Annotated in this window: 22 protein-coding genes; 14 read left to right on the forward strand and 8 right to left on the reverse strand. The window is 41.6% G+C overall.

The genetic code is table 11. The annotated features are described in order from the left end of the window. The first annotated feature begins 297 nt into the window (after positions 1 to 297). Together rluC and RGE70_RS07325 are read left to right on the forward strand one after the other, a co-directional pair. Entirely contained in the window at positions 298 to 1,257 is a 960-nt protein-coding gene (gene rluC, locus RGE70_RS07320; protein ID WP_310470835.1) for a 23S rRNA pseudouridine(955/2504/2580) synthase RluC, read from the forward strand. Continuing rightward, entirely contained in the window at positions 1,254 to 1,904 is a 651-nt protein-coding gene (locus RGE70_RS07325; RefSeq protein ID WP_310470836.1) for an HAD family hydrolase, read from the forward strand. The genes rluC and RGE70_RS07325 overlap by 4 nt, the downstream gene beginning before the upstream one ends. 70 nt (positions 1,905 to 1,974) lie before the next feature. On the opposite strand, the gene RGE70_RS07330 is transcribed toward RGE70_RS07325, so the two are convergent. After that, complete coding sequence (locus tag RGE70_RS07330; protein WP_375087913.1) at positions 1,975 to 3,333, reverse strand: diguanylate cyclase domain-containing protein; 1,359 nt, start codon at positions 3,331 to 3,333, stop codon at positions 1,975 to 1,977. A 171-nt stretch (positions 3,334 to 3,504) separates the two neighbouring features. After that, positions 3,505 to 4,086, reverse strand: a complete 582-nt coding sequence (locus RGE70_RS07335; protein ID WP_310470838.1) for a Maf family protein — start codon at positions 4,084 to 4,086, stop codon at positions 3,505 to 3,507. A 751-nt stretch (positions 4,087 to 4,837) separates the two neighbouring features. Between RGE70_RS07335 and yceD the strand changes: the two genes are divergently transcribed. From yceD to RGE70_RS07385, 10 genes are all read left to right on the forward strand, one after another. Next, on the forward strand, positions 4,838 to 5,362 hold the full coding sequence (yceD, locus tag RGE70_RS07340) for a 23S rRNA accumulation protein YceD (protein WP_310470839.1): 525 nt from the start codon (positions 4,838 to 4,840) through the stop codon (positions 5,360 to 5,362). Between the two features lie 17 nt (positions 5,363 to 5,379). Next, entirely contained in the window at positions 5,380 to 5,550 is a 171-nt protein-coding gene (rpmF, locus tag RGE70_RS07345) for a 50S ribosomal protein L32 (protein WP_012142966.1), read from the forward strand. A 15-nt stretch (positions 5,551 to 5,565) separates the two neighbouring features. Next, positions 5,566 to 6,594 carry a phosphate acyltransferase PlsX gene (plsX, locus tag RGE70_RS07350; protein ID WP_310470840.1) on the forward strand — a complete coding sequence of 343 codons (1,029 nt, stop codon included), beginning with the start codon at positions 5,566 to 5,568 and terminating at the stop codon, positions 6,592 to 6,594. Between the two features lie 10 nt (positions 6,595 to 6,604). Further along, the gene (locus tag RGE70_RS07355; RefSeq protein WP_310470841.1) at positions 6,605 to 7,564 is read left to right on the forward strand and encodes a beta-ketoacyl-ACP synthase III; all 960 of its coding nucleotides are present in this window, start codon (positions 6,605 to 6,607) and stop codon (positions 7,562 to 7,564) included. Between the two features lie 41 nt (positions 7,565 to 7,605). Further along, positions 7,606 to 8,532 carry an ACP S-malonyltransferase gene (gene fabD / locus RGE70_RS07360; RefSeq protein WP_310470842.1) on the forward strand — a complete coding sequence of 309 codons (927 nt, stop codon included), beginning with the start codon at positions 7,606 to 7,608 and terminating at the stop codon, positions 8,530 to 8,532. Between the two features lie 9 nt (positions 8,533 to 8,541). Then, positions 8,542 to 9,288, forward strand: coding sequence for a 3-oxoacyl-ACP reductase FabG (fabG, locus tag RGE70_RS07365; protein ID WP_310470843.1), 747 nt, complete (start codon positions 8,542 to 8,544; stop codon positions 9,286 to 9,288). 159 nt (positions 9,289 to 9,447) lie between these two features. Continuing rightward, positions 9,448 to 9,681, forward strand: a complete 234-nt coding sequence (gene acpP / locus RGE70_RS07370) for an acyl carrier protein (protein ID WP_011496723.1) — start codon at positions 9,448 to 9,450, stop codon at positions 9,679 to 9,681. A 199-nt stretch (positions 9,682 to 9,880) separates the two neighbouring features. Continuing rightward, positions 9,881 to 11,119, forward strand: coding sequence for a beta-ketoacyl-ACP synthase II (gene fabF, locus RGE70_RS07375; protein ID WP_310470844.1), 1,239 nt, complete (start codon positions 9,881 to 9,883; stop codon positions 11,117 to 11,119). Positions 11,120 to 11,502: 383 nt separating this feature from the next. Further along, the gene (locus tag RGE70_RS07380) at positions 11,503 to 11,988 is read left to right on the forward strand and encodes an acyl-CoA thioesterase (RefSeq protein ID WP_310470845.1); all 486 of its coding nucleotides are present in this window, start codon (positions 11,503 to 11,505) and stop codon (positions 11,986 to 11,988) included. Between the two features lie 129 nt (positions 11,989 to 12,117). Beyond that, a complete protein-coding gene (locus tag RGE70_RS07385) occupies positions 12,118 to 12,993 on the forward strand; it encodes an NAD(P)-dependent oxidoreductase (RefSeq protein WP_310470846.1) in 876 nt (291 codons plus the stop codon). Between the two features lie 47 nt (positions 12,994 to 13,040). Here RGE70_RS07385 and cdd read toward each other — a convergent pair whose 3' ends face one another. Beyond that, positions 13,041 to 13,931 (reverse strand): cytidine deaminase, encoded by an 891-nt coding sequence (gene cdd / locus RGE70_RS07390; protein ID WP_310470847.1) that lies wholly within the window; start codon positions 13,929 to 13,931, stop codon positions 13,041 to 13,043. 94 nt (positions 13,932 to 14,025) lie between these two features. Next, positions 14,026 to 15,432, reverse strand: coding sequence for an exodeoxyribonuclease I (gene sbcB / locus RGE70_RS07395; protein WP_310470848.1), 1,407 nt, complete (start codon positions 15,430 to 15,432; stop codon positions 14,026 to 14,028). A 580-nt stretch (positions 15,433 to 16,012) separates the two neighbouring features. Here sbcB and rlmA point away from each other — a divergent pair. Then, the gene (gene rlmA / locus RGE70_RS07400; protein WP_310470849.1) at positions 16,013 to 16,819 is read left to right on the forward strand and encodes a 23S rRNA (guanine(745)-N(1))-methyltransferase; all 807 of its coding nucleotides are present in this window, start codon (positions 16,013 to 16,015) and stop codon (positions 16,817 to 16,819) included. Between the two features lie 303 nt (positions 16,820 to 17,122). Continuing rightward, on the forward strand, positions 17,123 to 17,329 hold the full coding sequence (locus RGE70_RS07405) for a cold-shock protein (protein WP_012155714.1): 207 nt from the start codon (positions 17,123 to 17,125) through the stop codon (positions 17,327 to 17,329). 609 nt (positions 17,330 to 17,938) lie between these two features. Here RGE70_RS07405 and RGE70_RS07410 read toward each other — a convergent pair. The 4 genes from RGE70_RS07410 to RGE70_RS07425 form a co-directional block, all read right to left on the reverse strand. After that, positions 17,939 to 18,838: an ABC transporter ATP-binding protein gene (locus RGE70_RS07410; RefSeq protein ID WP_310470850.1), complete on the reverse strand. Its 900-nt coding sequence runs from the start codon at positions 18,836 to 18,838 to the stop codon at positions 17,939 to 17,941. Beyond that, on the reverse strand, positions 18,835 to 19,668 hold the full coding sequence (locus RGE70_RS07415; protein WP_310470851.1) for an ABC transporter permease: 834 nt from the start codon (positions 19,666 to 19,668) through the stop codon (positions 18,835 to 18,837). The genes RGE70_RS07410 and RGE70_RS07415 overlap by 4 nt, the downstream gene beginning before the upstream one ends. A gap of 91 nt (positions 19,669 to 19,759) precedes the next feature. Continuing rightward, positions 19,760 to 20,407: a YceH family protein gene (locus RGE70_RS07420; RefSeq protein WP_310470852.1), complete on the reverse strand. Its 648-nt coding sequence runs from the start codon at positions 20,405 to 20,407 to the stop codon at positions 19,760 to 19,762. 129 nt (positions 20,408 to 20,536) lie between these two features. Continuing rightward, positions 20,537 to 21,370, reverse strand: coding sequence for a CvfB family protein (locus tag RGE70_RS07425; protein WP_310470853.1), 834 nt, complete (start codon positions 21,368 to 21,370; stop codon positions 20,537 to 20,539). Positions 21,371 to 21,531 lie beyond the last annotated feature (161 nt).

The following is a 21,531-nucleotide window of genomic DNA, read 5'->3' on the forward strand; positions in this document are numbered from 1 at the left end:
TTGAGCAGAGAAACCAGTTGTAAGCTGGGTTTACGCTTTGATTTAGTCGTGAAGGCCTTCTTATTAGCCTTTTGATTGATACAACGACCTGTAAATCAATTATTTACGATCAAACTGTAAACGTTTTTAGTCTCATGCTTTAACGTCGTGCTAGGGCGATTTGTGAATACTTTATCCACTGGTTATCCCCCTTAGCGAGAGAAATATACCAATAATAGATAAAATCAGCAATTGAAAAGGCACAATTCTTTTCACTTGTTGTACAATGTGCGGTAACGAAACACATAGCGGCACAGCATGAATACTCCATCTCCAAAGCAAGAAGTTCGAATGGTTACCATTGATGAGGACCATACCGGACAGCGTATTGATAATTTTTTATTAACTAAATTGAAAGGCGTTCCTAAAAGTATGATCTACCGGATTGTACGTAAAGGGGAGGTTAGGGTTAATAAAAAGCGTATAAAACCTGAATATAAACTACAAGATGGAGATATCGTACGTATACCGCCTGTACGAGTGTCTGAATCAGAAGGTCGTCCTGGTCCATCTGCTAAATTGACTAAAGTTTCGCAGTTAGAAGATCGCATTATTTATGAAGATAAATTTATTATCGTACTCAATAAGCCATCTGCTATTGCCGTTCATGGTGGTAGTGGTGTTGATTTTGGCGTTATCGAGGCAATGCGGTCGCTCCGAACTCAGCAAAAGTTTTTAGAGTTGGTACACCGCTTAGATAAAGACACATCTGGCTTGTTGCTTATTGCTAAGAAGCGCAGTGCGCTAAAGCATTTACATGATCAACTTAGACAGAAAAAAATGCAAAAAGACTATTTGGCACTCGTAAGAGGCGAATGGCAGAAGCATGATAAAGCAGTTAAAGCCCCTTTATTAAAGCTGACTCTAAAATCAGGTGAGCGCATTGTTAGAGTGAATAAAGAGGGTAAAGAGTCTGAAACTCGCTTTAAAATCATGCAACGTTACAGTGATGCAACGCTAGTTCAAGCTAGCCCGATCACTGGACGAACTCACCAAATTCGTGTGCATTGTCAATATACTGGTCACCCTATTGCTTGTGATGAGAAGTACAGTGAACAAAAATTTGATAACGCGATGCGAGAGCATGGCCTAAATAGGTTGTTCCTACATGCTGCTCAACTGAGGTTTATTCACCCAGACACGAATGAGATCATGCAGGTAAATGCACCGCTCGATCCGGTTCTAGAAGAAACGTTAGGGAAGTTGAAAAAAATATGAAGCCGTATGAGTTAGTCATATTTGATTGGGACGGGACTTTGATGGACTCGGTCAGTAAAATTGTGAACTGTATGCAGCAAATGGCTAGCTCATTATCGTTGACTATACCCACTGAAAAAGCGGTTAGAGATATTATTGGCTTGTCGATGAATGAAGCACTAAGCGTGCTTTATCCTCGGTTGAGCCCTGTTCACTTCGAATCCATGTTGGCGTCATATAAACAACATTATTTGTCGTTAAATAGTACTCCAAGTCCATTATTTGAGGGCTGTGAGTCACTATTAAACGAGTTGTCGGCGCGAGACTATCGAATGGCTGTTGCTACCGGTAAGGGGCGTAGTGGTTTGAACCGAGTTTTATCAGAATCAGGCTTGGGTCATCACTTTGAATCTACTCGCTGTGCTGATGAGTCGAAAAGTAAGCCACACCCCGACATGTTGCATGCGTTACTTGATGAGTTAAAGGTTAAGCCTGCACACGCTTTAATGGTAGGTGATTCGATACATGATTTAAATATGGCAAATAATGCCGGTATTGATTCAGTTGGGGTTAGTTATGGCGCTCATAGTCATGAAAGATTAATTGAAGCAAAACCAAAAGCAATTATTCATGCCCCATTGCAATTGTTGGATGTTTTAAGCAAGTAAAGTTTTAATTTAACAAGCATTAAAACAAACTTTAGTCATTTAATGTTTGGTTAGTAAAACAGTTTTGCTTTCAAACGATATTCTTTTTTGCTTTGAACATATCGTGGTCAGCTTGGTTTATCAGTGTTGATACTTTTGTGTTGGGATCCGTTACTAGGTGAGTTCCAACACTGGCACTGATTTTTATCGAGTGTTTTTTTGTCACTACGTGCCTATCTAATATGTTGTTAATTTTTTCGCTGTAGACTTTTAACGCATGTAAAGCTTCTGCTTTATTGTCTACACACTCCAGACTGGTTACTATAATAAATTCATCGCCACCCATTCTTGCAATCGTATCAGTCTGCATAGTTGCTACTTTTAGTAATTCGGCGACCTTTTTAAGCACCACATCCCCTAAGTTATGACCAAAGCTGTCGTTGATCTGCTTGAAGTTATTTAGGTCAAGATAGATGATGCCAACGCTGAAACAGACATTTTTGGTTTGCTCAAGCCGCTGCTCCATTTGAGCAAACAAGTTACGCCGGTTAGCGAGGCCTGTGAGACTGTCATGGTTGGCTAAATATTCAATACGATCTTTTGCTTGTTGGATCTCAGTGATGTTATGCGCCGAAATAATTGAACCTGTAATCACGCCTTGTGCATCGTAGTAAGGGTTATGGTGTACATTGATATAGATTGGTTTGTCCATTTTTGGTGGGTGGATCCAAATTTGGTCAATGAGCTCTTGGCCTTCAAATGAGCGGTCGAGTAAGGGTTTTATCTTTGATTCAAAAACAGCCTGCCCATGTAATGATGCAACATGTTGACCAATAATTTCTGCGTTTGAGAGTCCAAAGAGTGACTCATAGCCTTTTGATACCACTTGATAGCAATAATTGGTGTCGACAAAAGACATGAATTGTTTCGAGGAGGCTATCATCTCGGTATTACGCAAGAGCTCTTTGACCACTGTATGGCGGCTGTACTCTACACCTATTCGCTGGGCGAGGAGCCGAAAAAATTCATTGGCTTTGACATTGGCTGTTTGCGGTAAGCAATCCAAGACAAAAAGATGACCTAGAGGCGCACCATTATCATCTAAAATTAATTCTGCTTGGTAACTTTGCGCGCCCAATGTTTTGATCAGTTTGAAATTGGGAAAGTGTACTTGAAGGTTATCAGTGTAAAGCACGTGATGTTGAATGGCTCCAGCGGTATACATTTGTTCGCAAGGGGTTCCAGCTAACTTAAATTCGAATCCAGGCATGCTTTTATCACCGTCACAAAAGGCGATGATTTCTCCATAACCGGGTTTGCTCGATAGTCTGCCAAAAGCCGCCCAGCGGCACCGCGTTACAAGCGCTAGTGCTTTTAGAGCTTTTGTAAAAAAGAGCTTATCGGTACAGGGGGCTGCTATTAATGCTAGAGCCTCTTCAATATCGGTCATAAAGTAGTTTCAAGCTCCGTTACGTTTTAAAGTAGGAGAAAACCAAAAGAACACTTATTTAGGTGTTAAGTCTCTACTCGTCGCTGCTACGGTATTGATAAACTTTAGTCTATTGCGAGCATTACCGCTGTATAATTAGCCATGAAACTGCGGAACGCTCTATTGCGGTCGCTACAGTACTTCAACTCCTTGTTGATGTAGTAAGTCAATTAAGGATATTAATGGTAAGCCAATCAGCGTATTGGGATCTTTACCTTCTAAACGCTCGAATAACGCGATACCTAAACCTTCACATTTGAAACTGCCTGCGCAGTAGAAAGGCTGCTCGATATCTATATAGCGAGTAATGGCTGCAAGCGATAATGTTCTGAAATGTACAACAAATGGTTCAACGATAGCGTCGACCTGGCCTGATTGTATGTCGTGTACAGCGAGCCCAGTGTAAAAGGTGATTGCCTGTCCACTGGCTTGGCTCAGTTGTTCAATCGCCTTTTCTCGATTGAGTGGTTTGCCTATTATATTACCGTTAACAACCGCAACTTGATCTGAACCAATCACTACTCCGTTGGTAAACTGCATCGCTCCAGCTGCAGCTTTTAGCTTGGCTAACCTTAACACTAATGCTGTTGGCGACTCATTTTTTAAAGGGGTTTCATCTACTTCTGGAGAACAGGTATCAAAAGGTAGATTGAGCTTGTCTAATAGTTGCTTTCTAAAAGGGGAGGTAGAAGCCAATATGATGGGTTTTGACATAGTGAGACCTTAACGTCGCTATCGAAGTAATTAATGCTATTGTCGCTAATCATTAATGGCATAAGCAAGTTTTCATTTGCTGATGAACTGTTTATCCAGCATGTATCGAAATGAAAAAACACTGATTTAGTACTACACCTTGAAGGCTCTACTTATCTGGTGAGTTAACTTGGACATAACTACGATGGCCTGTCTGGAGGTGGTATGGATTATCTTGATTTTATGGTAGAGGTAAAACTCAAATGAACAGTGGTGCTCGCAATCATTAGTTAGATGTCACCGACAGGCTTGAACCAAAAGCATCAACAGGCTGGTTTTATAATGTTTTGAGGCACACAACTGACGTTAAAGGAGCGTTTAAGGTAAAGATTACTACTACATAGAGGCAGTATTCATATTAAATTGATGACGAGACATTACTGAGTAACGGTTTAAGGTTCACTTGGGGAGTCAATTTGGATTATTACGTTTAAATTATCGCGTGGTTGTTTAGATCGTCTATCTTTAGTCATACGCTTAATTCTTAGTGCATCTATGGTGTTAGTTGGGACGAACTCTCAATTCCCGATTAAGCCGATTGATTTACGAACACTTAAACTCAATTTGATATGAAATTTGATGTAATGACAGCCACCTTTCTTGTACAATGCGCTCACCTAACAACTCACTTGACCGATGAAGTGAGCAAATTTTCGATGCAATCTTATGAGGGTATTGACTTTGCGAAATTTCACGGTAATATGCGCGCCTTATGCAAACAGTAAAGATACCGGTTTCAATTGATCCCGTTCGGGCTGCCACAAGCCAACTTTCATACGAAGGTTTGGTGCCTGGTAAGCAGTTAAAGCGATTAAATGAATTATGTGCCGGCGACTGTTCTGATGTGGCAGTGTCGATTGAATGTGGCGTAGATATACAGGGGATAGTCTACCTTAGCGGGAAGGCTGTGACGGAGCTCACTCTGGATTGTCAACGTTGTATGACACTATTTACCACTGAGGTTACGGTCGAGTTTAGTTTTGGTCTTTGTAAGACCCAAGCTGAAATCGATGAGCTCCCGGATGTGTATGAGCCTATTGAGTGCAATGAAATTGGCGAAGTTCGTCTGCATCAATTGATCGAAGATGAATTGATAGTCGGTATGCCTTTGATTGCCATGCATGAGAATGAAAGTTGTCATCAAGGTAATCAAGACGTAGTCGTAGGCGAAATCGAACCCGCTCAAGAGGAGCGTCCAAATCCGTTTGCAGTGTTAGAAAAACTGAAGAGCAAGTAATCTAGGAGACAGGGCCAATGGCTGTACAAAAGAACAAAAAATCTCGTTCAAAGCGCGGAATGCGTCGTTCACATGATTCTTTGAGCACACCTCAATTATCAGTGGATTCAACGAGTGGTGAACTTCACCTTCGTCACAATGTGACTGCGGATGGTTTTTACCGTGGTCAAAAGGTTATCAACAAGTAATTTGTTGATTCCCTTATGACAAGTCTGACGCTTGCGTTAGATGCGATGGGGGGCGACTTTGGTCCCCGCATCACAGTGCCTGCAACTTTGCAGGCACTTCGCTTAAACCCCCTCTTAAAAATCGTACTTGTGGGCGACAAACCCCAAATTGACGAATATTTAACTTGCGCTGAACCCCAGATTAGAAATCGCATTGAGATTGAACATACGACAGAAATTGTCACTATGTCTGATCGGCCTGTGCATGCCCTTAGAAATCGTAAACAGAGCTCAATGAGACTGGCGATTGATATGGTTCAAGATGGCAAAGCTCAGGCATGTCTTAGTGCTGGCAATACTGGCGCGTTAATGGCGATGTCTAAAGTTATTCTTAAAACATTACCAGGCATTGATAGACCTGCTCTTGTCAGTTGTTTACCGGCGGTAAATAATACCCCTGTGTACCTGCTTGATCTTGGTGCGAATGTTTCATGTGATTCTGAAACGCTGTTTCAATTTGCGGTAATGGGATCTGTTTTGAGTGAAACGGTTGATAAAACAGAGGCACCCAAAGTGGCCCTGCTTAATGTGGGTAGCGAAGAAATAAAGGGGAATGACCAGGTTCAACAAGCTGGTCGGTTATTACAACAAGTTCCACAAATCAATTACACGGGCTTTATTGAGGGAGATGAAATCTACTCAGGAAATGTCGATGTGATTGTCTGTGATGGCTTTGTAGGTAATATCACCTTGAAAGCGTCTGAAGGAATTGCACGCCTACTCGTTCACCAGTTGAAAAAAAGCCTCTCGAAAGGTTTTTTTGTACAACTTTTAGCTAAACTAATAGCTCCACGTGTCCATTCTCTGCTTAATCAGATGAACCCCGACCACTATAATGGTGCAAGTCTGATAGGATTGCGCGGAATAGTAGTAAAAAGTCATGGCAGCGCCGATGAAACTGCTTTTTTGCAAGCGATAAACCTAGCAGTAACCGAAGCGCAACGTCGACTCCCACAGATGATTGAAGATCGTCTAGAGTCGATTCTTTTAGACATAAATAGCTGAAAAATTCCTTATGCATACAAAAATTCTTGGTACTGGTAGTTATCTACCGGTGCAAGTGCGCACTAATCAAGATCTTGAAAAGATGGTTGAGACCACTGATCAATGGATTGTTGAGCGTACTGGTATTTCAGAACGTAGAATTGCTGCGTCTGATGAAACCGTTTCTACCATGGGCTATCAAGCGGCCTTAAAAGCGATTGAAATGGCGGGTATCGAAGCTAGCGAAATCGATATGATAGTCTGTGGGACTACAAGTGCTAACAACGCTTTTCCTGCTGCGGCTTGTGAAATTCAAGCTATGTTAGGCATACATACCATTCCTGCATTTGATATTGCTGCTGCCTGTTCAGGCTTTGTTTACGCGCTATCAATAGCAGATCAGTACGTAAAGTCTGGCGTAGCTCGTAACGTACTTGTTATTGGTGCCGATGTGCTTTCACGTTTGTGCGATCCTAAAGATCGTTCAACGGTTATTTTATTTGGTGATGGTGCTGGCGCCGCAGTTATCGGTGCAGCAACAGAGCCGGGCATCATTTCGACGCATATCTATTCAGACGGACGTCAGAGTGAACTGCTTAAATGTGCCTTTCCACCACGCTTAGGTGAATCTACTGAAAACAACGGTTACTTGACGATGAAGGGTAACGATGTGTTTAAAGTTGCTGTTACCCAGTTATCACACGTGGTGACAGAAACCTTGCGCCAAAATAATGTTGATAAATCAGATATTGACTGGTTAGTTCCACATCAGGCTAATTTTAGAATTATTAAGGCGACGGCCAAGAAATTAGATATGAGTCTTGATAAGGTAGTACTGACGTTAGCAAAACATGGCAATACTTCTGCTGCATCGGTGCCAATTGCATTAGATGAAGCAGTAAGAGATGGTCGTATTCAGCGTGGTCAAATGTTATTACTTGAAGCCTTTGGTGCAGGGTTTGCCTGGGGAAGTGCTTTAGTTCGTTTTTAATTGTCGCCAGTTCAAGGCGTGGATGTGAAAGGTAAATAAATATGGAAAATACTGCTTTTGTATTCCCTGGACAGGGATCACAAGCCGTTGGTATGCTAGCTGAGTTAGCTGAAAATCAGCCGATTATTGGTGAAACGTTTGCCCAAGCTAGTCAGGTTCTAGGTTATGATCTTTGGGAGCTGGTGCAGCAAGGTCCTGTTGAAACACTGAATGAAACGGATAAAACACAGCCAGCTTTATTAGCTGCAAGTGTTGCAATATACCGTGCATATGTTGCTTCGGGAAAGGCTTTACCAAAGGTGATGGCTGGTCATAGTTTAGGAGAATACTCTGCATTGGTGTGTGCCGGTGTCATTGAGTTTGAAGCAGCGATAAAATTAGTTGAGCTTCGTGGTCAGCTAATGCAACAAGCGGTTCCTGCTGGAACCGGTGCTATGTTTGCGATTATTGGTTTAGATAATGACGCTATAGCTAAAGCATGTGAAGAAGCCGCTCAAGGCTCTGTTGTTAGCCCTGTTAATTACAATAGCCCTGGACAAGTGGTTATAGCTGGCGAAAAAGAAGCGACCGAACGTGCTGCTGCATTATGTAAAGCGAATGGGGCTAAAATGGCCGTTGCATTACCTGTTAGTGTGCCATCGCATTGTCAGTTAATGAAACCTGCTGCTGATAAGTTAGCGGCAGCGCTAATTGACATTCAGTTTAAGGCTCCTTTAGTTACTGTTATTAATAATGTTGATGTTGCATGCCCAACTGCTGAGCTAGATATAAAAGATGCATTAGTGCGTCAATTATACAGCCCTGTAAGGTGGTCTGAATCTGTAGAACTAATGGCAAGCAAAGGTATTTCTAACCTGTATGAAATGGGTCCAGGAAAAGTACTGACTGGCCTAACTAAGCGTATTAATCGATCGTTTACCGCTAAAGCGATTAACGATGCTGCATCCTTCGCAGCATTGACAGAATAAGGAAATCTGATGAGCGTAAGTTTTGATTTGACTGGGAAAGTAGCCCTCGTAACGGGTGCTAGCCGTGGGATTGGCCGTGCAATCGCTGAAACACTTGTTTCTGCAGGTGCAATCGTTATTGGTACTGCAACAAGCGAGCGTGGCGCTGAAGCGATCCAAGCTTACCTTGGTGATAATGGTCATGGTCTTGTTTTAAACGTTACTGATGGCGATTCGGTTAAAGCGTTGTTTGCTGCTATTAAAGAAAAAGCGGGTGATGTTAATATCCTCGTCAATAATGCCGGTATTACACGTGACAATTTGTTAATGCGAATGAAAGATGATGAGTGGCAAGATATTATAGATACAAATCTAACATCAGTATTTCGCACTTCAAAAGCCGTTATGCGTCCAATGATGAAAAAGCGCCATGGTCGCATCATTAATATTGGCTCTGTGGTAGGAACCATGGGCAATCCAGGCCAAACAAATTACTGTGCAGCGAAAGCGGGATTAATTGGATTTACAAAATCTCTTGCTAGAGAGGTTGCATCTCGTCAAATAACAGTGAATGCTATTGCTCCTGGATTTATCCAGACTGACATGACTGATGAGCTGACTGAAGACCAGCAAAAAGCGATTATGTCGCAAGTACCGATGGAAAGACTTGGGCAGGCGCAAGAAATTGCTAACGCAGTTCTCTTTTTAGCGTCAGACTCTGCTGCATATATCACTGGAGAGACTCTCCACGTGAATGGCGGCATGTACATGGTTTAATGGAACGGTAGACTATCAGCTCTCTTCAGAGGTGATCTGCATCAAATGTGAACAATTTTTGTGGTTAGACCACAAAAGTTAAGCTTGCATTGTCTGCCAAATTCAATAAAATACTCGAAAACTTGCGCAAGTGCGTAATTTGAATAGGAAAGAAAAACAATGAGCAACATCGAAGAACGTGTAAAGAAAATCATCATCGAACAACTAGGCGTTAAAGAAGAAGACGTTAAATCAGCAGCATCTTTCGTTGACGATTTAGGTGCAGATTCTCTAGACACTGTTGAATTGGTTATGGCTCTAGAAGAAGAGTTTGATACTGAAATCCCTGATGAAGAAGCAGAAAAGATCACTACTGTTCAAGCAGCGATCGATTACGTTTCTAAGAATCAGTAATCTAGAATTTCTGAAAACAGGCGGCATTTATGTCGCCTGTTTTTGTTTGTAAAAACCGCTGGTTGTTGTAAGTCTTTAAGCAATATTTCCTCGTTTCTGCTTCAATACACCAATCAGGCTTGGTTCGTTAAGGTATTGGTAGTTCAAAGTTATCAGTACTATCATAACAATTCATTTTTAAATAGATAAAGGTGATAGCGTGACTAAACGTCGTGTCGTTGTAACTGGCTTAGGCTTAGTAAGCCCTGTGGGCAATACTGTTGATTCTACATGGAAAGCCCTAGTATCAGGACAAAGTGGTATTGCACCCATAACCAAATTTGATGCTAGTGAATTCACCACTCGTTTTAGTGGCTCTGTTAAAGACTTTGAGGTCGAACAGTACATGTCACGTAAAGATGCTCGTAAAATGGATTTATTTATCCAATACGGCATGGCAGCGGGGATCCAAGCGATAGATGATTCTGGTTTAGATATGGAAAAGATGGATCCTAATCGGGTTGGTACTGCCATTGGTGCCGGCATGGGTGGATTGCCTCTGATTGAAAAAAACCATGAAGCATTGCTTAAAGGTGGACCACGTAAAGTATCTCCTTTCTTTGTACCTAGTACCATCATTAACATGATTTCAGGTCATTTATCGATTAAATACGGTATGAAAGGTCCTAACTTTGCTGTTACCACTGCGTGTACAACCGGTGTGCACAACATTGGTTTTGCTGCTCGTACAATCGCTTATGGCGATGCTGATGTCATGCTAGCTGGCGGCGCTGAAGACGCCACTTGCCCATTAGCGGTTGCAGGCTTTGGCTCGGCAAAAGCGCTTTCAACTCGAAATGATGATCCTCTTGCCGCGAGCCGCCCTTGGGATAAAGACCGTGATGGTTTTGTTATTGGTGATGGTGCTGGTGTGATGGTAATGGAAGAGTACGAGCACGCTAAAGCCCGTGGAGCCATTATTTATGGTGAGCTAGTTGGTTTTGGTATGAGTGGTGATGCGTTTCATATGACGTCTCCACCAAGTGACGGTGCTGGTGCAGCTGCAGCGATGGCTAATGCGATTGATGATGCTAAAGTAGCTCGTGAATCAATAGGCTACATCAATGCACATGGTACTTCTACGCCAGCTGGCGATAAAGCTGAAGCGGCCGCAGTTAAATCGATATTTGGTGCGCATGCCTATGATTTGACGGTAAGTTCGACTAAATCAATGACAGGGCATCTATTAGGTGCTGCAGGCTCAGTTGAGGCGATTGTTACCTTGTTAGCGTTACGAGATCAAGTGATCCCGCCTACGTTGAACCTAGATAACCCTGATGAAGGCTGTGACCTAGACTTTGTACCACATACTGCTCGTGATCATAAATTCGAATACGGTTTATGTAACTCGTTTGGTTTTGGTGGCACTAACGGTTCGTTATTGTTCAAAAAAATCTAATTTGGACTTAGCTGAACTGTTAACGATAAAAGCGCCTTTGAGGCGCTTTTTTGTATCTGGTGTATTGTTGATAGCAGTGCAAAACTTAACACAAGCCTTCATTTTGCAAGGGTTGAACACAAGAAATAAACTTTGTAACCTTCCGATAAGCCGACAGTCATAAAATTTTCGCTTAGCCATGTTTAACGCACTGCACCTTTGATTCTTCACATCTCTTTGAACTTAGTATATTGCCACCGAAAAATATTTATGCCGGTGACGGTATAGGTGAGGTCAAAATCCAATGAGATAGATTTTTATAGCCTGTCACGACTAACTGCGTGATGCTGCGGCTGATATCGCGTAAACTTAGTCGTAATATAGTGAATTGATAGAGGTTGAATATGGCTGGTACCGATAGGCAGCTTACTTTACGTTTTTTAGCTGAACCGGCAGATGTTAATTTTGGTGGTAAAGTCCATGGCGGCGCGGTAATGAAATGGATAGATCTTGCTGGTTACGCGTGCGCTGCCGGTTGGAGTGGTAAATATTGTATTACTGCTTATGCTGGCGGGATCCGATTTGTTAAACCTATCCATGTCGGTAATATTGTTGAAGTGACTGCGAAAGTGATTTACACCGGTAGGACCTCAATGCACTTAGGTATCGATGTTAGAGCTGGCGATCCGAAAGTCCAAGACCGAGACTTAACTACGCATTGTGTTTTAATTATGGTTGCCGTTGATGATGCGGGTCTACCAAGCCCTGTACCAGAATGGATCCCGACCTCTGAGATTGATATCGAGTTAAGAGAATCTGCTGTGCGATTAATGGATATGCGCAAAAAGATTGGCGCCGAAATGGAAGCGCATGTGACCTTAGGTGTTTAAGCTATTGGCTTACTAATAAAACCAGCATAATGCTGGTTTTTTTATTGTCTGTTTAGGCATATAACGCTTATTATGATAACAATAGTGTGTTGAAAAACATAATTAAACTCCCTCAAAATAGGAATTCAAATGGCTAAAGTCGCGTTTATTGGTCTAGGTGTAATGGGGTACCCTATGGCGGGGCACCTGGTTAAAAATGGTCACGATGTAACGGTCTATAATCGAACCGAGTCAAAGGCTCAAGCCTGGTGTGAGCAATATTTTGGACAATCTTTTTCGACACCTAAAGCGGCGGCTGAAGGGCAAGATATTGTGTTTGTTTGTGTCGGTAATGATGAAGACTTACGGCAAGTCACTCTGGAGTCTGAGGGGGTATTAGCTGGTATGAAAAGTGGTGCTATTTTAGTTGACCATACCACTGCCTCGGCCGATGTAGCAAGAGAGATAGCCACAGCTGCAAATGCATTGAACATTGGCTTTATGGATGCCCCTGTGTCTGGTGGGCAAGCTGGCGCAGAAAATGGGGTGCTAACTGTGATGGCAGGCGGAAGCAACGAGACATTTAAGCAGGTTAAACCGGTTATTGAGTCTTATGCTCGCTGCGCTGAACTACTCGGTGAGGTTGGAGCTGGGCAATTAACTAAAATGGTGAATCAAATCTGTATTGCTGGTGTGGTACAAGGGCTGGCAGAAGGGTTGCACTTTGCTCGCAGTGCGGGCCTTGACGGTGAGAAAGTCGTCGAGGTTATTAGCAAAGGTGCTGCGCAATCTTGGCAGATGGAAAACCGTTATCAAACCATGTGGCAAGGTGAATATGATTTTGGTTTCGCCGTTGACTGGATGCGTAAAGATTTAGGCATTGCGCTTGAAGAAGCACGACGCAATGGCTCGCATTTACCACTAACAGCTTTAGTTGATCAATTTTATTCGCAAGTGCAGGCAGACGGCGGTAATCGTTGGGATACATCAAGTTTATTGACGACATTGGAAAAAGGCAGGCGCTAAACAAAAAATGGACTGCATCTGCAGTCCATTTAAATTAAGCTCAATGCTTATTCTGGCTCTACTACAATGTGCTCAAGCTCTACTGCTGCAACTGCGTGTAAAGCGTCCATCGTTGCGCCTACCAATGAAATAGCCCCTTTAGAAGACTCAATCAACACCGCACGGTTAATCTCGCTAAAATTGCGGTTATGACGTGCCATAGACGATAATGCCATTTGCATTGGCAGCATCGACGGGTTAAAAGCTGCATTTTCAGCATAACGACCACAATAAGTGGTGCCGTCTTTTGTTTCTAACACTACTGCGGCATAGTTTTTGGTGTAAGGTGCATAACTTTTGGCTGCTTGATCAAGGGCTTCAATAATCATCGGATCATCAGAACCAAGCATTAATGAATGTTGCTGTTTCGATAATAAAGGTTGTGAAACATTGAGATCGGCTGGGCCAAATGCATAGGGTAAGTAATAAGACAACAATTGAGGTTGTTGTTCTGGTAAGTGTATTTTAACCAAACCCCCATCCACAATTTCATTAATAAACTGCCTACAATGACCACATGGAGAAGCATTAACAACGATATCTTTAATGCCGGTTTCACCCTTTAACCAAGCGTGACTAATGGCACTTTGCTCTGCGTGAACAGAGTGGCATAGCGCTTCACCAGGTAACTCAAGGTTAGCTCCCATATAGAGATCGCCACTGCTTCCCTTAGCAATTGCTCCCACGAAAAATTGGCTAATTGGTGGGGTAGCAAGCGCAGCTGATATTGGAAGCAATGCTTGCAGTAAAGTGTGTTCTTCAATTTTTGTCGTTTTGATGAGCTCATCAAGTTGCTGGGCGCTGATGTGACCTGAAAAATCTTTATCTAAGATGGGCACAATCGCAGTCGCCAGTGATGCTGGTAAACTAGCTATGCTTTTTAAAAATCGGTCTTGCATATGCTACGTCCTTAAATTAACGCTAATGAAATGTCATTTTAGTAAGCCTATTACCAACTGAACGAGAGCAGCGTCTCATTTGTGGCCTGAAATACTAAAGACTTCTAAGATAATGACACAAAGCCTGTAATAATTTTTGCTTTGTTTCATCTTGCTCTGTTTGTTCGATAATGTTTTCTAGCTTAATCATGTAATCGGGGTCGTTTAGTCTTGGTTGACAGAACTCACGCCAGCGAAGCTGTTCTGACTCATCGAGCGTTTCAGGGTAATTACGAGCTCTGTATCGAAATAGCATTTCGGGTAAGCGTTCATCATCAAACGACAGATCCAGCGCCGCCAGGTTTACTGGTTTAGCGTTTCGAATCATCTCCATTTTTGCTTTGTCTGAATGGCTGAAAAAACCGCCGCTATAAAGTTGCAGATCCGGGTCGGTGATTTCGCCTTTAGGCTCAATATCAAACACAGCCATTAGTTTTTCACGGATCTCAGAGTGCTGCTTAAGTCTTTTGTATTGCTCTCTTGCGAATGCCTTATCGATATTTAGACGTAATGCATTTTCATCGGTGATGGTTTTAGCACCGGCAAGAAAAGGGCTCTTGTTAATATGGATCTGCTTTAGGCCAATAGGTAGTTCATCTTCTGCTAATTCATCACGTCGAGTGTACATTCGATCGCGGATCTGCTCAGCAGTCAACTCAATTAATGGACTGACATCCATCGCTAAATTCACACATATGACTGAATTCTTGTTGGTCGAATGGTATGCCAGTGGTGCAATAAGTGTTGTACAACCATTTAATGCACTGATTTTTGAACTGACATGGACTAGAGGCTTCATTTCTAAGACATCAATCAGCTTAGCAACCTCTTGCTTACGACGAAGGCTAAAGTAGTAATCAAAAAGCTTGGGTTGCACCGATTTAATTAGCTTAGCCATCGCAATCGTGGCGTATACATCAGACATGGCATCATGGGCTTTTTCATGATTAAGACCATTTGCAACAGTCAGTTCTTCTAATTTGAAACTAGGAGAGCCGTCCTCTTTTTGTGGCCAGTTTATGCCATCAGGTCTAAAGGCATAGCATGCTCGGACTAAGTCAATAATATCCCAACGGCTATTACCGTTTTGCCACTCTCTGGCATAAGGGTCGAAAAAATTACGATAAAAGCCATAACGAGACACTTCATCATCAAACCTAATGGAGTTATAGCCCACAACACAGGTATTATCTTGGGTAAAAAGCTGGTTGATTTTTGCCATAAACTCAGCTTCTGGTAACCCTTTTTGATTCGCTAGTTGTGGCGTTATCCCAGTAATTAAAATAGCTTCAGGCGAGGGGAGGTAATCATTAGCCTGTTTACAGTAAAAGGAAACCGGCTCAGCGATAATGTTGAGTTCCATATCGGTTCGGATCCCAGCAAATTGTGATGGTCTATCTTTTGCGGGGTTTGCACCAAAAGTCTCATAGTCGTGCCAAAAAAGGGTGGGTTGTTGACTCATGATTTATTTTATCCGTTATATCAAGTTAAGCACTGTAAGGAACATTTAAATGCCTTTAGCTTACGTTTGCTCGTATCAGAGCGACAATGAATGAAATTGTAAAACATTTCGGGGCAGTTAGACATCTTGAAGTGGTTAACGGGATAAGCTATTTCAAGATGGATATAGATAATGAACGTTGTTTTGTATTTGTTGAAGTACTAACTGTCTTATAATCAATGAAGCAAGTTACACCCTAAGCGCAAGTAGATAACTAGACCTTGAGCATTAAGAAAAGTACAATGTTGTACATCAAAGATGTACTGTATGTTTGAACCGCTTTTAACCCCTTCGCAAGTTATCTAGCAGCCTCTCAATTATATTATTACTCTTTATTAACTGACTTATTTGGAAGCTTAGTGTCACAACAACGCTTATTTTTTTAATACCTACTTTGAAGCTTACCGTGATGCCCGAGTGTTTATCGAATGGCGAACACGATAAAGCACTATGAATATTCAACTCCACGGCATTGCTGTAACGTGGTCTAGCTAATTTTGAACAAATGGATAGCTGTTTCCATTTGTAATGGAGAAAAACGATGATTTACCGTTGTCCTATATGCGAAAAACCGTTATTGCTACAAGATAAAACATGGTTTTGTGAATCTAATCATAGGTTTGACTGCGCTAAAGAGGGCTATGTAAATTTATTGCCAGTACAAAAGAAAAAGTCGACTGACCCTGGTGATAACAAAGAGATGATGTTTGCTCGCAGAGAGTTCCTTAACAAAGGTTTTTATCAAGCCCTGAGTGACAACGTGAATCAAATGGCTAAAACACATCTAAGTGATGCTCGTTATGGACTAGATATCGGTTGTGGTGAAGGTTACTACTCTAATCGCTTAGCCAGTGAGATTGGTGATGACTTTCAGCTTTTTGGTTTAGACATTAGTAAGTCGGCGCTGAAGTATGCTGCGAAACGCTATAAAAATATAGAATTTAGCGTTGCCAGTGCTTTCGATATGCCGTTTGCTGATAATAGCTTTGACTTCATGCTCAGGATCTACGCGCCATCTTTAGACTCAGAACTAAAGCGAGTGATTAAATCTGGCGGAATATTAATCACCGTATGTGCTGGGCCTAGACACCATTTTGCATTAAAAGAACTGATATACGAAACACCGAAAGAGCACACTCAAGAATCGTCAACGATTGCAGGGTTTGAATTAATTGATCAAAGAAGATTACAAAGTACTTTACGCTTGGCTGATGAAAATGATATTAGGCATTTTTTACAAATGACACCGTACAATTGGAAATTGACAGATGAGCAAAAATTAGCACTTTCGGCGTCAGGTTTTGAGTGTGAATTAGATTTTAAAATAGAGATTTTTCGCGCTAATTAAGTTTATATTTTAGCAGTAAAGCTCCATTTAAACTGTTGTTGCAATAGATTATATCTGTTAATGCCTTACTTTTTAGGTTGCGGTGTTTAGACAATCGATATAGAAGTTAAATACTCATCATTAAGTCTTGAATGTTTGTTGACTTATTATTTGAATGGTTTATAGTAACCGCAGCTTGAAGGTTAGGCTTATTTTTATGTGTTCAATAAGACAATGTTCGTCCTGTTAACATCTTAAGTAAACCGGCATTTTCCAGCTTTACCGCCGTTAAGGCTTTAATTTATATTTACAGGATTCAATATTATGTCTCAAGTTACTGGCGTTGTTAAGTGGTTTAACTCTGATAAAGGTTTCGGATTTATCGAGCAAGAATCTGGCCCAGATGTATTCGTACATTTCCGCGCTATCAACTCTGACGGTTTCAAAACTCTTGACGAAGGTCAAAAAGTTCAGTTTACTGTTACTCAAGGTCAAAAAGGCCCACAAGCTGAGAACGTAACTGTAGTTTAAGTTACCAGCTTGATTAGCATCTAGCTAATCGAAAAAAAAATTCCGAAGGGCCGTGGTTTTACCACGGCCCTTTTTTCTGTTGTGTTTGAGTAGTGATTAAACTGTAATCCTACAGACCTACAGACCTACAGACCTACAGACCTACAGACCTACAGACCTACAGACCTACAGACTTCCACTAGATCTGGTCCTTTCTCAAGGTTAGTTCTGTTAGCGTGTTCAAATTTATAGTTTTATTTCTTTTTAGATTCTGTAGAAACACTGGAGTAATCGGCGCACTGATAGTTATCGTTGGATGTATCGTGAGCGCTAGCTTTGAGCCTCAAGACGATGAGTAAGTGTAATTCAGGCTCGTAATTTTTGGCCGTTGTGAAGTCAAGCAAAGCTGTGGTAACAGCAATGTTTTTAAGTTCGATTTGAAGCGGTGAAGTAAATTTTATGAGCAGTGTTACCATTGCTGGTACAAGTATTCAGTAGGAGGGTTTTCGATAATTTGGGAAATACAGAGAACATTTTGGCCTTGCCAAGGCCTGTTTTTGAGTTTTCAAGCTAACACTAGCAAGCTGGCTAGTATCCGCTGGCACTGAGTCACCAGCGGGGAATAATGCATTAAGAAAACAATTTATCCTCGAGTGTTCGTCCCTTAAGTAATGCTTTATATTGCCAACCATGTTGTTTAAATAAAGTGAACAGAGCCATTTCAATCGAGTAATTATCTTGGCTGTTATGCCTGATTAAAAATTCATTCTGCTGCTTTATATCTATCGAGATCAGATCGGGTAAGCCCCTAATAGCGTCCATTAATACTGTGCTATCGCATTGCTGCATAGTTAGCGTCAAATACTGTTCTTGTTGGTTGTCAGCCATCGAAACAGATTGAGTCAACTGGCCTTGTTCGAGATATAAAACTTGCCCACATAGCTTTTCTAATTCATCCAGGTTGTGAGAACTGATAATAAATGTGGTATTTGTTGAAAGCTGTTTGACGAGATCACGTATTCGTTTGGCATTTGCAGGATCAAGCCCCGCGGTAGGTTCGTCTAACAGTACTAATTCAGGTGAGCCGATTAATGACTGTGCAATAGCGACTCGTTTGGCCATGCCGTGGCTTAACGAATTAGGTTTTTGTGATGCACAATCAGCAAGATCAACCAGGGTTAAAACTCTTAGTGCTTCCGCTTTTGCTTCACGCTTTGAGAAGCCTTGCAGGGTACCAAAGAGTGACAGTTGGGTGACAATATCGAAACACGGATCGAGAGTTGCATCTTGTGGTAGGGATGAAATTCGTCCCAATAAAGCGGTATCGCCCGGTTTATGGCCAAGTAAACGGATTTCGCCAGAGCTTGGGGCAATGTAGCCACATAACAAACTAAAAAGGGTTGTTTTACCTGCACCATTTGGGCCGACAAGCGCAATGGGCTCTCCTGCATCGATACTTAAATCAACCTGGTGTAGCGCTTGTTTGTTGCCGAAAGACTTCGACAAGCTTTTGCATTCGAGCAGCTTCATAGTGCGCTCCTTTTCATGTAAATTCGACCCAGAACAAGTAACACCAATGTTTGTGCTATTGCGACGGGGGCATAGACAAAGCTACCTAAGCCTTGAGTATTAATCATTAATGAAATTTGTGAGCCAGGTAAAATCCACTTCAATTCACTGATAATAGGTAAGTAATTATTAATTATACCAATCGTAATAGACATTGCAGCCCAAATCAAAATGGCATAAATAGTGGCTTGTCGTGCCGAATTGGCATAAAGCGACAAGATTGCCATCAATGCGGTGTAGGGTAATAGTACGATAAACAAGTTGATAATGACGAGTGCGGCACTGCCAATTGCAGGCATGAGTAAAGCGCTTTCTCTACTTGTCGCCAGTACAATGGTGGCGACAACAGTTAAAGTCACCAACATAGTCTGAATAGCCATATAGCCAATAAAGCGGCCAAAGAAAATACTGTCTCTGCTTGTTCTTAAGGTTAAAAAACGAAATGAGCCGCGTGACTTATCTGAAGAGAACTGATCGGCTGCAATAAAAATACTAAATAACGGGAACAGATAAAGAGCCGCAGTCCAATAAACGGCGAGTTCTGCAACTGACCATTTAAATAATTCACTGACAGCCTCGGGGCCAAAAAGGGCTTCGAATATATCTTTATTTTGTGGCGAGAGTAAAAACTCTGATGCACCTCTAATAGGGTAAAGTAGTAGCAGCAACCAAACTAAGCTGAATGCTGCCAGAGAAATTAAACCTCTAGAGTTGAATAATATTTTTTTTATTTCAAACTGCGCTAATAATAATACGTTACGGACATTGCTGCCCTGTTTACTCTGTTCCAAGCTATTCCCTTATATCTGATTCAATCATCCACTAGACTAGCACCTGTAACGATAAGCGTTAACTATTTTTGTTAGCCCTTAATATTGATAGTTATGGTGCCAAAAGTTGCTCAAGCTGTGCTTTAAGCACAGCGAGTTCTGTTTCTAATTTTGTTACCCTTTGCTGTAAATCTTCCTGGGGAACAATTGGCTGCGCTGTATTTAATACAGGTGTTGTTAACGTTGCAACTGCCGGTGTCATTGGTGTGAAAAGCTGACAATATCGAGCTTCTCTTTTTCCAGGCTCTTTAGCTAATAATGCGACTAAAGGGATTTCTCGGCTCGCTAACTCATTTAATGCCTGTTCGACTTCGTTGACATTAGCAAACTCATGCAATCGATTGCTGCGAGTGCGCAACTCTCCTGCAGTCTGGGGACCCCTGAGCAATAATAAACAAACAATAGCAAGTTGGGCTGAAGATAGTTGTAGATCACTAAATTCGGTGTTACAGAAACGATGTTTGTATTTTAATACGCGGCTACCGAATCCAGATTGATCTGATATTAAACGTTTTTTTGCTAGGTCATCCAAAGTATTTTGCACTTCGATTTCTGTCAGGCAAAGAACTGGATCACGACTGGACTTTTGGTTACAGCCTGATGTTAGGCTATTGAGAGAGAGGGGATATTGTTCAGGAGTGGTGATCTCTTTTTCGAGGAGGACACCAATAATACGCGCTTCAAGCTGAGAGAGTTCCATTTTGATCCCTTAATAAAAAAGCATGACTTTGTTATAACAGAGCCATGCTTTAATGCAAAGGAGCTTTCACTTACATTATGTTATAACCGTTGAATTTATAAACGGTTATAACAAGTTGTGAGCCATAGGTTAATCGACTAGGCGGATCCCATCAGGCGATATGGTGATTTGCTGTTTTTTGTACAAACCACCAATACTCTTTTTGAAAGCTTTTTTACTCATCGACATTTGCGAGTAAATCACTTCAGCATCTGTTTTGTCATTGAGGGGTAAAAAGCCACCGGCTTGCTTTAACTTAAACAAGATGGTCATTGAATGCTTGTCTAACTCTTCTTTAACCCCTTTTTGTAAAGAGAGATCAATTTTTCCATCACTTCTCACGCGTTTGATGTAGCCTTTAATTTTTTGCCCGAAGCTAAGGCGAGTAAAGACCTCATTTCGGTACAGCACGCCCCAGTGAGCGTGGTTAATAATGGCTTTATAACCAAGATCCGTTGTACCACCAATGATAAGACTAACTTCTTCACCTTCTTGATATTTAGGCTCTTCAATATCTAAAAAACGATCAATTTTAGATGAGGCTACAATGCGATCATCAACATGGCTGGTATAAATATAAACTAGGTAAGATTTACCTTCTTCAATTTCGCGGTGTTGTTCACCAAAGGGAAGTAGTAGATCTTTGTCTAACCCCCAGTCAAGAAAACTGCCGTATGGGCCGTTGACTTTGGCTTCTAAATAAGCAAATTGACCAACTTGGCCTAGAGTACGTTTCGTCGTTGCAATGACCATGTCGTCAGAATCTAAATAGAGAAACACATTGACCATATCACCTACATGGCACTCTTTTGGGACCACTTTGCTCGGAAGCAGTACTTGGCCTAATTCCTTAGCATCTAAATAAACACCAAATTCTACCGTTTTTACAACTTCGAGCTTGCAGGTTTTGCCTATCTCAATCATGTTTCTCTCTACTCTTTACAAAGACAACGAACTTCTGCAGCGATTATAGTGGAATTCAATTCATTTTGCTTTAGCCACTTGGCACTAAAACAGATAAGATTTCATTTAGCTTAAATAAAAGTTGTGATTTTGACTTATGATTAACCCTCACCCGATATTAA

Origin of the sequence: Shewanella youngdeokensis (assembly GCF_033180165.1) — a bacterium.
Classification (GTDB): domain Bacteria; phylum Pseudomonadota; class Gammaproteobacteria; order Enterobacterales; family Shewanellaceae; genus Shewanella; species Shewanella youngdeokensis.

Excerpts from the sequence above, each read along its gene's own strand:
- rluC (WP_310470835.1), top strand. The coding sequence starts at position 298 with ATGAATACTCCATCTCCAAAGCAAGAAGTTCGAATGGTTACCATTGAT.
- RGE70_RS07325 (WP_310470836.1), top strand. The coding sequence starts at position 1,254 with ATGAAGCCGTATGAGTTAGTCATATTTGATTGGGACGGGACTTTGATG.
- RGE70_RS07330 (WP_375087913.1), bottom strand. The coding sequence starts at position 3,333 with ATGACCGATATTGAAGAGGCTCTAGCATTAATAGCAGCCCCCTGTACC.
- RGE70_RS07335 (WP_310470838.1), bottom strand. The coding sequence starts at position 4,086 with ATGTCAAAACCCATCATATTGGCTTCTACCTCCCCTTTTAGAAAGCAA.
- yceD (WP_310470839.1), top strand. The coding sequence starts at position 4,838 with ATGCAAACAGTAAAGATACCGGTTTCAATTGATCCCGTTCGGGCTGCC.
- rpmF (WP_012142966.1), top strand. The coding sequence starts at position 5,380 with ATGGCTGTACAAAAGAACAAAAAATCTCGTTCAAAGCGCGGAATGCGT.
- plsX (WP_310470840.1), top strand. The coding sequence starts at position 5,566 with ATGACAAGTCTGACGCTTGCGTTAGATGCGATGGGGGGCGACTTTGGT.
- RGE70_RS07355 (WP_310470841.1), top strand. The coding sequence starts at position 6,605 with ATGCATACAAAAATTCTTGGTACTGGTAGTTATCTACCGGTGCAAGTG.
- fabD (WP_310470842.1), top strand. The coding sequence starts at position 7,606 with ATGGAAAATACTGCTTTTGTATTCCCTGGACAGGGATCACAAGCCGTT.
- fabG (WP_310470843.1), top strand. The coding sequence starts at position 8,542 with ATGAGCGTAAGTTTTGATTTGACTGGGAAAGTAGCCCTCGTAACGGGT.
- acpP (WP_011496723.1), top strand. The coding sequence starts at position 9,448 with ATGAGCAACATCGAAGAACGTGTAAAGAAAATCATCATCGAACAACTA.
- RGE70_RS07380 (WP_310470845.1), top strand. The coding sequence starts at position 11,503 with ATGGCTGGTACCGATAGGCAGCTTACTTTACGTTTTTTAGCTGAACCG.
- RGE70_RS07385 (WP_310470846.1), top strand. The coding sequence starts at position 12,118 with ATGGCTAAAGTCGCGTTTATTGGTCTAGGTGTAATGGGGTACCCTATG.
- cdd (WP_310470847.1), bottom strand. The coding sequence starts at position 13,931 with ATGCAAGACCGATTTTTAAAAAGCATAGCTAGTTTACCAGCATCACTG.
- sbcB (WP_310470848.1), bottom strand. The coding sequence starts at position 15,432 with ATGAGTCAACAACCCACCCTTTTTTGGCACGACTATGAGACTTTTGGT.
- rlmA (WP_310470849.1), top strand. The coding sequence starts at position 16,013 with ATGATTTACCGTTGTCCTATATGCGAAAAACCGTTATTGCTACAAGAT.
- RGE70_RS07405 (WP_012155714.1), top strand. The coding sequence starts at position 17,123 with ATGTCTCAAGTTACTGGCGTTGTTAAGTGGTTTAACTCTGATAAAGGT.
- RGE70_RS07410 (WP_310470850.1), bottom strand. The coding sequence starts at position 18,838 with ATGAAGCTGCTCGAATGCAAAAGCTTGTCGAAGTCTTTCGGCAACAAA.
- RGE70_RS07420 (WP_310470852.1), bottom strand. The coding sequence starts at position 20,407 with ATGGAACTCTCTCAGCTTGAAGCGCGTATTATTGGTGTCCTCCTCGAA.
- RGE70_RS07425 (WP_310470853.1), bottom strand. The coding sequence starts at position 21,370 with ATGATTGAGATAGGCAAAACCTGCAAGCTCGAAGTTGTAAAAACGGTA.